Raw genomic sequence first — 14,951 nt, forward strand, 5'->3', positions numbered from 1 at the left:
ACATTGATTGCCGTGGCATAATAAGTTCAGATATTTTTAAGATAAATTAACGGCGATAATTGTAATTTTTCGTAATAGCACGGTGAAATCTTTTTAAGAGTGGATTATAGTTAAAACAACAGGATTACAATGTATGTGTCAGGTCTGTTAGTCGTGTTCATCCCACAACGGTGCTTGTTAGTCGTCGTTTAAACCACTAAAAAGGGGATGCGTTATGGACGAATACTCGCCAAAAAGACATGATATCGCGCAGCTTCGATTTCTTTGCGAAACCCTGTATCATGACTGCCTTGCAAACCTGGAAGAGAGTAACCACGGGTGGGTGAATGATCCAACGTCGGCTATCAATCTTCAACTTAATGAATTGATCGAACACATAGCCACGTTCGCGCTTAATTATAAAATTAAGTATGCTGAGGATAATAAACTGATCGCTCAGCTGGACGAATACCTGGATGACACTTTTATGTTGTTCAGCAGTTATGGCATTAACACGGCCGATCTACAGAAATGGCGCAAATCGGGAAATCGGTTATTCCGATGTTTTGTCAACGCCAGTCGGGAAAATCCGGCAAGTCTTTCTTGTTAGTATTATTACAATCAAAAGGTGAAGTTATGTCTGGTGAACCATTAACCAAAACAGACTATTTGATGCGCTTACGTCGCTGTCAGACAATTGATACGCTGGAACGCGTAATTGAAAAAAACAAATATGAACTTTCAGATAACGAACTGGCTGTATTTTACTCAGCGGCCGACCACCGTCTTGCTGAATTGACCATGAATAAGCTCTACGACAAAATCCCGACATCGGTGTGGAAGTTCATTCGCTAATTCATTTCACATCTCAGTCAGACGGTTAACCGGGTCCTCCCCTACTCTGGGTATAATTGTGATATTACTCGCATAAGTCACTAAAGCGCGCTCATGAAACCGGTTTCTTTTTTATACTGTGACGCCTACCTACCTTAATCAGGAAAGCATCATGAGTGAAGAGAAACGTAAAATGATCGCCGGTGAACTGTATCAGGCTGGTGATGCCACGCTACGGGCAGACCGCCTGCGCGCCAGGCAATTGCTGCATCGCTACAACCATTCGGCTCCGGACGAGCGGGAATGGCGGAAAATATGTCTGACTGAACTGTTTGGCCGGGCAAGCGATGCTTATATTGAACCCACTTTCCGCTGTGATTATGGTTACAATATTTTCCTCGGCACCAATTTCTACGCAAACTTTGATTGCGTGATGCTTGATGTCTGTCCGATTCACATCGGTGATAATTGCATGCTGGCGCCCGGCGTCCACATCTATACCGCCACGCATCCCTTAGATGCCGCCGAACGCAACAGCGGTAAAGAGTACGGTAAACCCGTTACTATCGGCCATAATGTGTGGATTGGCGGTCGGGCGGTCATTAATCCCGGGATTACTATCGGCGATAATGCCGTTATTGCATCCGGTGCCGTGGTCGTGAAAGATGTTCCGGCCAATGCCGTGGTCGGCGGCAACCCGGCGCAAATCATTAAGATGCTGACAGCGGAAAAAGCGTAACTGTTATGCTTTTCTGCAACTGATCTGTTACTTTCCCGAGAGATTCCCGCAACATAAAATAGCCTTCAGGCTGAGCCTTAGCAGAATTCGGGGACCAAGATGACAGAAATACAGCAACTGCTGACAAACACGATTGATGAGCTCAATGTGAAAGAGAAGCGCGACAACCGTCCGCGCTTTAGTATCAGTTTTATTCGCAATCATCCGTGGCTGTTCGTCGCAATGTACGCCGCGTTCCTCGCGACGTTCGTGGTCATGCTGACATCGGAAACGCTGGCCGATTCAGTTTGGCTACTGGTGGTTCTGTTCGCCCTGTTAAACGGCTTCTTCTTTTTTGACGTCTACCCGCGCTACCGCTACGAAGATATCGATGTCCTGGATTTTCGCGTTTGCTACAACGGGGAGTGGTACAACACGCGATATGTCCCTCAGCAGCTGATCGAACGCATTATGCAGTCACCCCGGGTGGCCGGCGAGCAGAAAACCCAGCTACAAAAAATGGTGGCGACGAAAGGTGAACTCTCGTTCTACGATATCTTCAGCCTCACCCGCGTCGATACCGCTCAATAAGACGATTCAACGTCCGCACCGCAGGGCCAAAATGCGAGGCGGACGTATTGCCATATCCCAGCACCAGCCCGCTTCGCGCGCGTTGTGTATCAAGGTAAAACCGGCTTAATGCCGCCGGTGCTTGTTGATACAGCCGCGCCTGTTCCACCACCGCTCCATCGTCTATCCCGTCAATGGCTACCGCCAGGTGCAGTCCGCCCTCGCCACCGAGAAGAGCAAAAGGTTGCGTCAGCTCCGCTGCCAGCACCTCACGGAGCTGCAGCTGTCGCCGGCGATACAAGCGCCGCATCGCCGCCAGATGACGCGCGTAATGCCCCTCTTCGATAAACAACGCCAGCGCTCGTTGCTCAGCCCGGTGACCACCGCGCAGCAGCGATCCCACGAATCCCTGAGCGGCTTGCGCCAGGGCGGGAGGCATCACCACGAAACCAATGCGCAGCGCCGGAAACAGCGTCTTGCTGAAGGTGCCGATATAGACCACCGGCGCCTGTTTCATCATCCCTGACATGGCCGGAACAGGTTCCCCGCTATAGCGAAACTCGCTGTCGTAATCATCTTCAACAATCCATGCATCATGCTGGCGGGCATATTCCAGCAGCGCCAGACGCCTGCCTGCGCTCATCACCGCGCCACAGGGATATTGATGCGAAGGCGAGGTAAAAATCAGCCGCGGCGGCAGGTTCTCGTCCATGTCCGGACACATCCCTTCACTGTCTACCGGCATCCCTTTTACCTGTAACCCGGCCTTCATAAATACGCTCTTCGCGCCGGGATATCCCGGCTCTTCAACCCATGCGGTGTCGCCCGCTTCGCTCAGCAGATGGGTACAGAGGTTGACGCCTTCGAGCGCGCCTTCGGTAATCACGATTTGCCGGGCGTCGCAGCGGATCCCGCGAGATAGCGCCAGATGACGGACAATCGCTTCCCGCAGCGCGGGTTCCCCTGCCGCCTCTCCGTAACCCAGCAGCGCGCGGCCCTCATCACGCAGCACCTTGTCGAGCAGCCGCCGCCAGAGCGGTAAAGGAAAATAGTTAATCGCCGGCGTGCCGGGAGTAAATGTCAGCGTCGGCGAATCGCGACGGGTGCCGGGAGGTAGCGCGATCAGCCGCTCCGGCAACGCAATGGTCAGCGGTAGCCCTTCCCGCTCACCGGAGGCGGTCAGCGTCGCCACATACGTCCCCTGGCGGCTGCGCTGCAGGTAGCCTTCCATGGTCAGCTGCTCCAGCGCCCCGTTAATCGTATTACGCGACAAATTGAGCCGCGTCGCGATAGCACGTGAACCCGGCAGCCGACTACCGCCTGCCAGCGCTCCCTGTAAAATCGCCTCGCGCAGCGCACGATACAGCGTGCGCTGAAGGGTTTCATGACCTCGCCGGGACAAGGTATGTTCCAGTAGGGTGAAGAAGGCATCATCAGGAATATTCATCTCGGCTCCTCGTGGCACCATCAAAACATACTCTGATGGATCTTTTTATGGAACCAGTAAAACTTTAGTCTCACGCTATTCCCCCGCAGATAAGGAGCCCCCATGCAGCAACATAATTCGTTCGGACAACCCGTTGGCCAGGCCCTGCCCGACTGGCAGCCGCGCCCGTTTCCGCAACGTCAAATTCTACAGGGACGTTATTGCCGCCTGGAGCCGCTGACTGCCGCTCACGCCAGCGCGCTCTTTGCCGCACATCAGCTGGCCCCGGATACCCGAAGCTGGACGTGGTTATTGCGCGAACCGGACAACTGCGTAGAGACGTTCAGCGCCTGGATAACCAGCGTGGAAAAGCTCAGCGATCCTCTCCATTTCGCCGTCGTGGATGAACGCACCCGACAGCCCGTCGGCTCCCTGGCGCTGATGCGTATTGATGCCCAAAATGGCGTGATCGAAGTCGGACACGTGCACTTCTCGCCGCTGCTCAGTCGGACCGCAATGGCGACGGAAGCCCAGTGGCTTCTGATGTGCTACGTCTTCGATACGCTCGGCTATCGCCGCTATGAGTGGAAATGTAATAGCCTGAACGAACCCTCGCGCCGGGCGGCGCAACGATTGGGGTTTCACTTTGAGGGACGTTTTCGCCAGGCGTTAGTGATAAAGGGCCACAACCGCGACACCGACTGGTTTTCGATAATCGACAGCGAGTGGCCACTGATAGATAAAGCGATGCAGCGATGGCTGGCCAGCGGAAACTTTAGCCCCGATGGTCAGCAGCGCGCCACGCTGGAGAGCTTCCGTACATCAGGAGATTAGCGTCTCTTCTTACGTCCCTGCACGGCTTTAAAACGAGGATTGCTTTTACAAATAACGTACAGCCGCCCTTTGCGTTTCACAATCTGACAATCGGGGTGGCGCTGTTTCGCACTGCGCAACGAGTTGAGTACCTGCATCCTTAGTTCCTTTTAGCATCAATAAAGCCGCCGAAACGCTGGCGGAAACGTGCAGTGCTGCCTTCGCTGTTGAGGGCTTTCTGCTTACCGGTGTAATACGGGTGCGATTTGGACGACACATCGAGGGTGACATAAGGATAGGTCTCCCCATCCAGTTCAATTACGCGCTCGGTCTTGATTGTCGATCCCACTTTAAAATATTCATTCACGCTGGTGTCATGGAACACAACGGTACGGTAATGCGGATGGATATTGTCTTTCATGATAACCTCAACAGATATGTTATAACATAACAATAAGGTTACGCCGCAAAAAGACAAAGATCAACCATGAGAAGCTCAGGGATGTAAAATCGAGCGGCGCGAACCGCCCGTGAGAGATTAAGGATTCAGTTGATGTGCAAGCGCACGCAGCTGTTCTGCAATGGCCTGTAGGTCTTTACCCTGCTCCGTTTTTGGCCCGGTAGAATGACGCACGACCAGCCGGGCAGGCAGGATTGAAGAGGTATGCGACGTTTCGCCATCGCCGCTAGCAAGAATACGGCGTACGGCCTCTTTACCCTGCAAATCCAGATCCAGCGACACGGTGGTCAGCGCCGGATAGAAGAATGAGCTTTCATACGTATCATCATAGCCAATCACCGACTTCTCACCGGGAATCGGCACCTGATGCTGATGAAATGCGCTCAGTACCCCCAGCGCCATCTGGTCATTCCCCACCAGCACCGCCGTAAATTTCGGCGTCTCACGCAACATCTGCAGCGCGCCCGCATAGCCGCTCTGCGCGTCCCAGTTCCCGCGAATCACCGTCACCGGCTGTAGCCCATAGCCAGCCAGCGTCTCTATCCAGCTCTTCAGACGCAATTTTGCCGAGACGGAGCTTTCCGGCCCGGCCAGCAGCGCAATATCCCGATGACCCATTTCATACAGATATTTGACGCTCGCGCGGGTGCCGTCAGCCGGGTTAAACGAAACGTTAAACACGGAGCTATAGGGATCGACGTCGAGGAAGAGACAAACGATATCATCATTGTCAGCCGCGATTTTCTGGGCTTGTTCGGTCTCCAGAGGCACGTTGATGATCACCTTATCAACCAGCTGGGACTTCAGCTCATTGATGGATTCCTGAATACTTTGATTGACGCTCTCATCAATCATAGAAATGAGCACCTGATAACCTTCCACATTCGCATAGCGTTTTACCGCTGCGGCAACCTGAGAAGGCGCGTGCAACGACAGTGAAATTGTCACCAGACCGACGGTCCGACTTTGCTTGCCCACCAGCTGTTGAGCCAGGCGGTTAGGGACATACCGCAATAGCTCAATGGATTTCTCCACCTTACGACGCGTGGCCTCGGATACATTAGCAGATTTATTGAGCACCCTGGACACGGTCTGATAGGAGACGCCTGCATGACGCGCGACATCTTCTAAGGTTGCGCTTTTCGACTTCATGGTCCGGTTCCTTATGTTGTTATCCCTGGATTGTAACAGGGGCCATTTAAAAAAACGCGCCCTGCAACGTTTTCATGCTAAAAAATGACAATAAAAGTATTACGCTCACAATACATCAAATTGTGAATGGACTCACTTACCGTAACAAATTACGCCATTTTATTTGCACTTAATCACAATATTACGATCATTAAATTGCCTGAAGTTACGTTTAGGCATTTCATGACACCGTAATGTGAACGTAATACAAAACAATAAGAGGATAGACATGAACACTACGCTGCGCACAGTCTCTGTTGCGTTGGCCGCCGCGCTGATTTCACCATCCGTGCTCGCGGCTTCCGCCTCTGTTCCTGGAATTGATTTTCATGGTTATATGCGTGCCGGGGTTGGGGTCTCCGGGGATGGCAGTCTGGCCGAATGGCAAAAAAACAAAATTGGTCGTCTGGGTAACGAATCTGATACCTATGGCGAGTTGGAGTTGGGTTCTGAGGTGTATAAGAAGGATGACGTCAGCTTCTATCTCGATAGCATGGTCAGCATGGTCTCTGACGGTTCTAACGATAACGAAACCACCCTCAATGACGATGCGCAGTTTGGCCTGCGTCAGCTGAACCTGCAAATTAAAGGCCTGATCCCCGGCGATCCTAACGCGGTCATTTGGGGCGGCAAGCGCTACTATCAGCGCCACGATCTGCACATCATCGATACCAAATACTGGAACATCTCCGGTTCCGGTGCCGGGATCGAAAACTATACCTTAGGCCCAGGCGCCGTTTCACTTGCCTGGATCCGCGGTGATGCAAACGACGTCGATTACCGCGTCGACGGCGACAGCAACGTCAATATCAACTATGTCGATCTGCGCTATGCGGGCTGGAAACCGTGGTCCGGCGCCTGGACCGAATTTGGTATCGACTACGCGATGCCCAACACCACCAAAAAACAGGATAGCTACGGCGGGCTGTACGATGCCGATAACGGCGTGATGCTGACCGGCGAAATCAGCCAGGATATGCTGGGCGGCTACAACAAGCTGGTTCTGCAGTATGCAAATAAAGGGCTGGCGCAGAACATGGTCTCCCAGGGCGGCGGTTGGTACGACATGTGGAACTATGTCAACGATGCCACCGGCTATCGCGTGATCAACACCGGTCTGATTCCGATTACCGACAAATTCTCGATTAACCATGTGCTGACCTGGGGCTCCGCCGACGACATCACCGATTACACCAATAAAACGCGTTTACTCTCTCTGGTCGCACGCGGACAGTATCAGTTCACCGAGTATGTCCGTCTGATTGGCGAAGTCGGCGGTTTCTACCAGAAAGACAGCTATAAGAACAATACCGACTACAAACAAGCCGGCGAGAAATACACCATTGCGCTGGGTCTGGCCGATGGCCCGGACTTTATGTCACGCCCTGAATTACGTATTTTTGCCTCCTATCTCAATGATTCCGAGAATGGTAAACCGTTTGAAGATCAAACCGCCAGCAATACGTGGAACTTCGGCGTCCAGGTCGAAGCCTGGTGGTAAACGTATTTTTGTTATCTGAAGCTTTTTATCTCCAGCTGTAAGGTCGTAATTACCCTCCGGTAATGATTATTGCCATTGTTTTCTTTGTCTTGTTTTGGGGATAACTCTATATTGAGTTATCCCTTTTTATTTATGAATTTTATTTACGGCTGGTAAAATGCTCATCTAATAGTTGACGTAAGGTATCAGACTGCTTGCCAAAAATAGCGTGCACCTGTTGCCCGATAATAATTACACCCAGCGCCCCTTGCTGCTGTAGCGCCTGAGAATCGACAATAGCCAGATTATTCACCGTGACCCGTAAACGCGTAATACAGGCGTCGACATTAACAATATTTCCCTCCCCACCAAACGCCTGAATTAAATCCTGTAGCTGTTGCTTTTCAACATCACTTAACGGCACCGGTTGGCGAGGCTGGGCGAAATAATGCAGAAAGGATTTTAAACTTACCATCATGCACTCCTGATAATATCAAGGTAAAAAAAAGCCTGCTCGCAGGAGCAGGCTCGGATAACGCAGTGATTACGCTTTACGACTGAGAATACGGCAGTCCCATGCGGTTAAGGTCAACGGCGCGCTAATGGCCGCACCGGAGAGACTGTCCTGATAGCCCTGCGGCAGGCTTACGCTGTGCTGCTGAGCGCTGTAGTTCTGCAAGAAAACATAGGTCGTTTCGCCATCGGTGCGGGCCGTGGCGACCACGCCCGGCGGAAGCTCACTCTCGATCGCCCGCGGTAAGGCCAGCTCCCGGCTGATAACCGCGAAGAAATCGCGCTGGAAAGCCAGGTCGTTGCGTGAGGCGACATGCCAGGCCTTCCCCTTGCCGAAATGATTCACGGTCACCGCCGGGCGGCCGGCGTAGAAATCATCACGATAGGTTGCCAGCGGCCGGGCGCTTTCGGCATGAATCAGCTCGCACAGATGGCGCACCTGATACGGCCCCTGTAACCCGCCTTCGTTGCCTGCCAGCCCCTGAACCAGGTTGCGCTCGCCGTCATTCAGGCAATCAATCTCCTCCGCCCAAATCCCCAGCAGGTTGCGCAGCGGTCCCGGGAAACCACCAAGGTGGCAAAGATCGGATTCATTAACGATCCCCGTCCAGTAAGTGGTCACCAGATGGCCTCCGTCGGCGACAAACGCTTCGGCGCGCGCGGCAAACCCATCGCGAACCATATACAGCATCGGGGCGATAACCAGCTGGTAGGCGCTCAGGTCGCCATCGGCATCGATGATATCGACCGCAATACCCTGCTCCCAGAATGGCCGGTAGTGTTCATTAACGGTATTTTCATACTCCATCCCGAGATTACGCGGGCCCTGCGCATCATCCAGCGCCCAGCGGTTTTGCTGGTCAAAGATAATCGCCACTTTCGCATCGGTGCGACAGCCCACCACGCCAGGCAGACGACTGAGCATATCACCCAGCCGGCTGACTTCGCGGCCGACGCGGGTATCCAGATGACCAACGTGGTCAATGACCGCGCCGTGGAATTTCTCCACCGAGCCACGGCTCTTACGCCACTGGAAATACTGAACTGAGTCTGCCCCGTGGGCGACAGCCTGCATGGAGGAGAGAATATGCATCCCCGGTTTTTTCAACTTACTGGTCGGCTGCCAGTTGGTGGCGCTCGGCGTTGATTCCATCAGCACGAACGGCTTGCCGCCCTTCAGACTGCGCATCATGTCATGGTACATCGCGGTATAGCAGGCCAGCGTGGTTTCATCTTTGTCGCGATGCCACATCGGATAGCTATCCCAGGAGATGAAATCCAGCGCCTGCGCCAGCTGCCAGTAGTCGTAATCGTAGAAGTACTCCATGAAGTTGGTGGTCACCGGCAGGTCGGCATTCGCCGCCTTCAGCGGGGCAATCTCATGGCGGCAGAAGTCCGTGACCTGCGCCGTGTTAAAGCGACGCCAGTCAAGGTTCAGCCCGTGAATGGACACTTCCCCCTGCGGTGCCGGCGACTCAATCTGCGACCAGTCGCTGTAGGTATGGCTCCAGAAAGTGCTCCACCAGGCGTGATTGAGATTATCCAGCGTTTGATAACGCGCTTTCAGCCAGTCGCGGAACCGCGCCTGACAGCGTTCACAATGGCAATCTCCGCCATATTCATTGGAAATATGCCAGCCGAGAACCGCCGGATGCTGTGCGTAGCGTTCCGCGAGCAGGCTGTTGATTTTAAAAATCTTCTCCCGATAAACCGGTGACGTCATACAGTGGTTATGCCGTCCGCCGTGCAGCGCCGGTACCCGGTCGCGCCCCACTCGCAGCACCTGCGGATAGGCCTGCGACATCCAGGCCGGGCGCGCGCCGCTTGGCGTAGCCAGAAATACGTGAATACCGGCGGCGTACAGCTTATCCAGAATGCTGTCCAGCCAACCAAATTCAAATACGCCTTCCTGAGGTTCAAGTTTGGCCCAGCTGAAAATCCCCACCGACATGACATTGCATTTAGCCTGCTGCATCATGGCAATATCTTGATCGATAATACCGGGATAATTTTCCCACTGTTCCGGGTTATAGTCAGCGCCATGCAATAGCGCATTGACCTTCGGACTCAAAGGCGCAAATTTATTCATAATAAACATCCTGAAGTGTAAAACTTAACGATTAATTAAAGACTTTTGCTGAAGGTAATACTTTTCCCTGGCAATCAAACAGCGCCTGATTTTCCCGGGCATTACCCTGCTTCCATTCATCGTGGATATATTTCATTCCCGCCGGTGTAGCCCAGGTATTTCCCGGCACGGCGATCCAGGTCGGTTCCCAATAAAAAATACCTTTCCCGCGCTGGTCGGGAACATCGGCAACGGCCTGCATTAAATCGTGGATATAATTATATTGTCCCTGTACCGTGGCTGGATAACCGCCCTCTTTTTCTTCTTTGGCCTGGAAACTGTTTTCCGCGTTATCGCAATTTTCCAGGGTATAGGCATAGGCGGCTTCCACGACGATCACATCTTTGTTATAGCGCCTGCTGATATCATCCATATTCACTTTCAGCGCACTAATCGGGCCGTTCCAGTAGGTGTACATCGACAGACCGATGATGTCGTACGGTACGTTGCGCTTACTGATTTCATCAAACCACCAGCGGAAGGTATCGTTCTTAGTGCCTTCAGCCAGATGAAGCATGATTTTCACCTGCTCGCCATTCTGCAGATTCTCTTTCAGGCCGTCGATTGCCGCATTCAGCAGGCCAGCCAGACGGTCAAATTCACCGCCGCCCTGCCCCCAGCTTTTGCCTTCCGGCCACAGCATGCCGCCATTTATCTCATTGCCAATCTGCACCATATCCGGCAGAACGCCTTCCTGTTTAAAGCGGGCGATGGTGTCACGGGTGTAGTCGTGAATGGTCGTTTTCAGCTGCGGATAATCCATTTTTTCCCAGGCTTTCGGTTTGAATTGTTTACCCGGGTCGGTCCAGAAATCGCTGTAGTGGAAATCCAGCAGCAGCTTCATACCCTGCGCTTTTGCCCGCTTCGCCAGCGCCAGCGTCGCCGCCAGATCGTTATCACCGCCGCCGTAGCCCTGACCCTGCGCATCTTTCGGGTCAACCCACAGGCGCAGGCGGACATAGTTCACGCCATCGGCCTTCAAAATGGCGATCGGATCCTGCTGCTGGTTGTTGTGGTTATAAAACTTTGCCCCGTGCTTTTCCGCATCCAGCAGCGTAGAGATATCAGCGCCTTTAATAAAATCCGCAGGCAGCGCGCGAAATGCGCGCGTTTGCAGCGCCTCGGCGGCCAGTGCAGCGGGGGAAAAACTGCATGCCAGACAAACAGCAAGCAACGCGGGTGTTAATCTTTTCATGGGTTTATCCTTTTGTACTGCCAGAGGTCAGGCCGGAAACAAAGTATTTTTGTAATGCCAGGTAGAGAATCGCGACCGGAACGGCAATCAGCACCGCTCCTGCTGCGTAAGTGGTGTAGCTGGCGCCCATTTTTTGCGCCACCAGGTTGTACAGGCCAATCGGCAGCGTGTATTTGTCCGGCGTACGCAGGATGGTGCTCGACAAAATAAAATCGCCCAGCGGACCGGTGAATGAAAACAGCGCCACCACCGCGAGAATCGGTTTTGACAGCGGCATAATGATCTCAAAGAAAATACGGAAGCTGCTGGCACCGTCCATTCTTGCCGACTCATCCAGATCTTTCGGGATCGCGTCGAGATAGCCCTTCATCAGCCAGGTATTCATCGGGATCATGCCGCCAACGTAGATCAGCACCAGCGCCAGATGGCTGTTGATCAGTCCCAGCAACTGCGAGAGCACGAAGATCGCAATCAGCGCAGAAAACTGCGGGATCATCTGCAGCAGCAGGAACAACATCAGTCCATTCTGCCGCCCTTTAAAACGAAAGCGGGAAAAGGCGTAGGCGGTAAAACTGACGCTGATTAAGGTCAGCACCATGGTCATGAAGCTGATTTTCATCGAATTCCAGTACCAGGTGAGGTAGTTCACATTGCCGTTGAACAGGTCGGCATAGTGCTGGAATGACAGGTTCTCCGGAATAATCGAGGTGCTGAGCAGGCTGTTTCCGGCATTCAGCGACGCGCCGACGGTCCAGACCAGCGGATAGATAATCACCACCGAGACCAGGATAACAATCAGCCAGGTGAGTGACAGGCGAATCCACTTTTCGCGTTTAATACTGGGTGATTTAGCCATGTTGCTTCCCTTACGCCATGTCATCGTTTTTGAAGGATTTTGTGGCGCGGAACTGCCACAGTGCCAGGCCGACGACAAATATCGACAGCAGGATAGTAATGGTCGCCGCAATGGCATATTGCGAAGACGACATCGTCAGTTTGTAGATCCACGACACCAGAATGTCCGTCCCGCCGGCGTTCGAACCGGCGACCGCTGGACCGCCGTTGTTGAACAGGTAAATGATGTTGAAGTTGTTAAAGTTGAAGGTGTACTGGGTGATAATGATCGGCGCGATCGAGTACAGCACCAGCGGTAACGTAATGGTCCGCAGGCGGGTAAAGGCGCTGGCGCCGTCCATGGTCGCAGCTTCATAAAGATCGTCAGGAATCGCCTGCAGCACGCCGGTGGTCATGGCAAAGACAAACGGAAAACCCAGCCAGGTTTGCATCATGATCAGCGCGGTCTTCGTCCAGAACGGATCGGTCAGCCACGCCTTCGGGCCAATGCCAAAGAACGACAGAATCGCGTTGTTGATCACCCCAAACGAGTCGTTAAACATCCCCGCAAACACCAGGATCGTGACAAACCCCGGAACCGCCCACGGCAGGATAAAAATAGTGCGAATCATCGGTTTAAAGCGCAGATCTTTCTGGTTCACGAGGATTGCCAGCAGCACACCGACGGTGCATTGCAGAGTCGTTGCCAGCAGCGTCCACACCACCGTCCACTGCAGCACGTCAAAGAAGGTCGAGCGCCAGATAGAGAGCGTGAAAATATTGATAAAGTTTTTAAAACCCACCCAATCCACCAGCTTCGCCGGCGGCGTGTGGTAGAGGTTGTAGTTAGTGAACGCGATGGCAAAGCCAAAAAGAATCGGGAAGATGACAACGAACACCAGCAAAATAAAGCCGGGGCTGATCATCAGATAGGGAAACCCCTGGTTCAACAGCATCTGATACTGTTTGCGCACGCTGTTCAGCGCCACGCCTTCATCGCGCTTTCTGCCGTTAACCCAGGCGTCGCGCAACGAAAGAGAGTAAATGAGCAGGCCAAAAGCGACGATCAGCACGCTGATGATCCCTTCCGCCAACAGGAAAATGGAGTTATCCCTCGGGACTTCCTCGCCCAGGGTGTAGAGCCCCCACAGGCCTTCCTGCAGGAAGTCATAAAAAACCCCCATGAAACTGCTCAGCAGGACCAGGAAGACAAGCCCCTTCAGCCACTGGCGATGATAAAACTGGCCAAAACCCGGCACGACAGCCAGCAGCAGGCCGCACCACGCATGACGTCCTGCGCCGCGCGACTCGGCAATATTTTCGCTGGGATTGATAATCACACACCACTCCTTCTGAAAACGGGAGGTCCTCCTCCCGCTTCTTTACATCTATGCCCTGATAATCCGGGTAACAGGTCAGCGGCCAACGCGCCTGTCACCTTAAAATGACGGACATCACGATTACTGGTTGCTGGCCTGCATAGCCTCGATCTGCATCTTGATCTGTTTCTCGGCATTATCGAGCGCCGCCTGCGGCGGCTGTTTGCCGGTCAGGCTGAGCTCCAGCGCCGCGTTCGCCGGCCCCCACACTTCGCCCATTTCCGGGATACCCGGCATCGCCGTGGCGCGAGCAGATTGCACCGCCACCGCGCTGGCTTTCTCGTCATTCTTGATAAGCGGATCGTCAATCATTGCTTTCAGCGCCGGGATCTCGCCGGTTGCCACATAGCGCGCCTTCACGTACTGAGGCTGGTTGATAAACTCAATAAACTGCTGTGCCAGCGCTTTGTCTTTGCTCCAGGTCGACACCACGTACCCTTTTACGCCAAGGAACGAGCTCATCGGTTTGCCGTCTGGCAGCATCGGCAGCGGCGCAACGCCGTAGTTAATCCCCGCCGCTTCGTACGGCTGGAACGCCCATGGACCGTTGATCACCGCCGCCGCTTTCTTCTCCGTGAATAACGAATCGATAGCATTCAGCCCGTTATCTCCGAGGATCCCCGCCGGGAAGACCTTGTCGCTATAGAATTTTTTCAGGAAGGTAACGGCTTCGACCGCGCCGGGTTTATTCAAACCGACGTCCTGCGGATTAAAACCGCCCTTCTCGTTTTTGCCGAAGATATAGCCGCCCATCGGGCCAATCGCCCCCCAGCTGTAATAGATCTGATCGAACTTGGCCAGCAGGCCATATTTGTTCTGCGCCCGCTGCGCTTTCGAATAGTCAAACCACGCCTGCAGGCTATCCAGCGGTTTGTCGATTAGCTCTTTGTTGTAAATCAGCACCAGGGTTTCCACCGCTTTCGGCACGCCATACAGCACGTTATCCAGCCGGAAGGCATTAATTGACGCCGGGGTGAATACCTCCTGCTTCGCCTGATCCAGCGTCAGCGGCGACAGCAGCCCCTGCACAACCGCCCCCCCGAGCTGGTCATTCGGGATCACCAGCACATCCGGGCCAATCCCGGCCGGACCATCAAGGCGCAGCTTTTCCAGCTGCTGTGCATAGGGCATCTCCTGCACGTTGACCTTAACGTCGTACTGTTTTTCAAAATCGCCGATCGCGGCTTTAATCCCGTCGGATTTCTTGATGTCTTCCCAGACGTTCAGCTGACCGGCGGCGTGCGCCTGCAGGCTGACAAGCTGCCCGGCAGCCAGAGTCGTGAGGATAAGTGCAGCAAGGATGTTCTTTTTCATTATCAACCTCATGTGAAGGTATAACAATTTATTGGTTTTTATTTGATGAATTCATTTATCGCTGTGTTTGAATCAACTGATAAATGGCGACTTACAACGCTAAATCCAGATTTTCCT

The 14,951-nt window shown here is 53.4% G+C and carries 17 protein-coding genes; 6 read left to right on the top strand and 11 right to left on the bottom strand.

The genetic code is table 11. The features are described from left to right. The first annotated feature begins 214 nt into the window (after positions 1-214). The 3 genes from tomB to maa all read left to right on the top strand — a co-directional run bounded on the left by tomB (position 215) and on the right by maa (position 1,552). Positions 215-589 carry an Hha toxicity modulator TomB gene (gene tomB, locus AC236I_RS18950; protein ID WP_004858785.1) on the top strand — a complete coding sequence of 125 codons (375 nt, stop codon included), beginning with the start codon at positions 215-217 and terminating at the stop codon, positions 587-589. A 26-nt stretch (positions 590-615) separates the two neighbouring features. Further along, positions 616-834, top strand: coding sequence for an HHA domain-containing protein (locus AC236I_RS18955; protein ID WP_004858783.1), 219 nt, complete (start codon positions 616-618; stop codon positions 832-834). A gap of 151 nt (positions 835-985) precedes the next feature. Then, a complete protein-coding gene (gene maa / locus AC236I_RS18960) occupies positions 986-1,552 on the top strand; it encodes a maltose O-acetyltransferase (RefSeq protein WP_004858781.1) in 567 nt (188 codons plus the stop codon). On the opposite strand, the gene AC236I_RS18965 is transcribed toward maa, so the two are convergent. Next, entirely contained in the window at positions 1,524-1,658 is a 135-nt protein-coding gene (locus tag AC236I_RS18965; RefSeq protein WP_223306663.1) for a hypothetical protein, read from the bottom strand. The two genes, maa and AC236I_RS18965, sit on opposite strands and share 29 nt — an antisense overlap. Here AC236I_RS18965 and AC236I_RS18970 point away from each other — a divergent pair. Further along, positions 1,652-2,122 carry a YlaC family protein gene (locus tag AC236I_RS18970; protein WP_004858780.1) on the top strand — a complete coding sequence of 157 codons (471 nt, stop codon included), beginning with the start codon at positions 1,652-1,654 and terminating at the stop codon, positions 2,120-2,122. The genes AC236I_RS18965 and AC236I_RS18970 overlap by 7 nt on opposite strands. Here AC236I_RS18970 and pdxR read toward each other — a convergent pair. After that, positions 2,097-3,548 (bottom strand): MocR-like pyridoxine biosynthesis transcription factor PdxR, encoded by a 1,452-nt coding sequence (pdxR, locus tag AC236I_RS18975; RefSeq protein WP_069476198.1) that lies wholly within the window; start codon positions 3,546-3,548, stop codon positions 2,097-2,099. The two genes, AC236I_RS18970 and pdxR, sit on opposite strands and share 26 nt — an antisense overlap. Positions 3,549-3,650: 102 nt before the next feature. On the opposite strand from pdxR, the gene AC236I_RS18980 reads away from it, so the two are divergent. After that, positions 3,651-4,361 carry a GNAT family N-acetyltransferase gene (locus tag AC236I_RS18980; protein ID WP_104896508.1) on the top strand — a complete coding sequence of 237 codons (711 nt, stop codon included), beginning with the start codon at positions 3,651-3,653 and terminating at the stop codon, positions 4,359-4,361. Here AC236I_RS18980 and ykgO read toward each other — a convergent pair. From ykgO to AC236I_RS18995, 3 genes are all read right to left on the bottom strand, one after another. After that, on the bottom strand, positions 4,358-4,498 hold the full coding sequence (gene ykgO / locus AC236I_RS18985; RefSeq protein ID WP_003859006.1) for a type B 50S ribosomal protein L36: 141 nt from the start codon (positions 4,496-4,498) through the stop codon (positions 4,358-4,360). The two genes, AC236I_RS18980 and ykgO, sit on opposite strands and share 4 nt — an antisense overlap. Before the next feature lie 2 nt (positions 4,499-4,500). Then, complete coding sequence (locus AC236I_RS18990) at positions 4,501-4,761, bottom strand: type B 50S ribosomal protein L31 (RefSeq protein ID WP_004858777.1); 261 nt, start codon at positions 4,759-4,761, stop codon at positions 4,501-4,503. 117 nt (positions 4,762-4,878) lie between these two features. Beyond that, positions 4,879-5,952, bottom strand: a complete 1,074-nt coding sequence (locus AC236I_RS18995; protein WP_004858776.1) for a LacI family DNA-binding transcriptional regulator — start codon at positions 5,950-5,952, stop codon at positions 4,879-4,881. 268 nt (positions 5,953-6,220) lie between these two features. On the opposite strand from AC236I_RS18995, the gene AC236I_RS19000 reads away from it, so the two are divergent. Then, entirely contained in the window at positions 6,221-7,492 is a 1,272-nt protein-coding gene (locus AC236I_RS19000; RefSeq protein ID WP_004858775.1) for a maltoporin, read from the top strand. A gap of 139 nt (positions 7,493-7,631) precedes the next feature. Here the strand turns inward: AC236I_RS19000 and AC236I_RS19005 are convergent, their stop codons facing one another. The 6 genes from AC236I_RS19005 to AC236I_RS19030 all read right to left on the bottom strand — a co-directional run bounded on the left by AC236I_RS19005 (position 7,632) and on the right by AC236I_RS19030 (position 14,834). After that, positions 7,632-7,946: a PTS sugar transporter subunit IIB gene (locus AC236I_RS19005; protein ID WP_015585016.1), complete on the bottom strand. Its 315-nt coding sequence runs from the start codon at positions 7,944-7,946 to the stop codon at positions 7,632-7,634. A 69-nt stretch (positions 7,947-8,015) separates the two neighbouring features. Continuing rightward, the gene (locus AC236I_RS19010; protein WP_015585017.1) at positions 8,016-10,073 is read right to left on the bottom strand and encodes a beta-galactosidase; all 2,058 of its coding nucleotides are present in this window, start codon (positions 10,071-10,073) and stop codon (positions 8,016-8,018) included. Positions 10,074-10,104: 31 nt separating this feature from the next. Further along, positions 10,105-11,307, bottom strand: coding sequence for a glycoside hydrolase family 53 protein (locus tag AC236I_RS19015; RefSeq protein ID WP_088911990.1), 1,203 nt, complete (start codon positions 11,305-11,307; stop codon positions 10,105-10,107). A 4-nt stretch (positions 11,308-11,311) separates the two neighbouring features. Next, on the bottom strand, positions 11,312-12,163 hold the full coding sequence (locus tag AC236I_RS19020; protein WP_004858771.1) for a sugar ABC transporter permease: 852 nt from the start codon (positions 12,161-12,163) through the stop codon (positions 11,312-11,314). Between the two features lie 10 nt (positions 12,164-12,173). Continuing rightward, on the bottom strand, positions 12,174-13,481 hold the full coding sequence (locus tag AC236I_RS19025; protein WP_004858770.1) for a carbohydrate ABC transporter permease: 1,308 nt from the start codon (positions 13,479-13,481) through the stop codon (positions 12,174-12,176). A 120-nt stretch (positions 13,482-13,601) separates the two neighbouring features. Then, positions 13,602-14,834, bottom strand: coding sequence for an extracellular solute-binding protein (locus tag AC236I_RS19030; protein ID WP_015585019.1), 1,233 nt, complete (start codon positions 14,832-14,834; stop codon positions 13,602-13,604). Positions 14,835-14,951: the final 117 nt, after the last annotated feature.

Source organism: Klebsiella sp. Sb-30 (assembly GCF_057652795.1).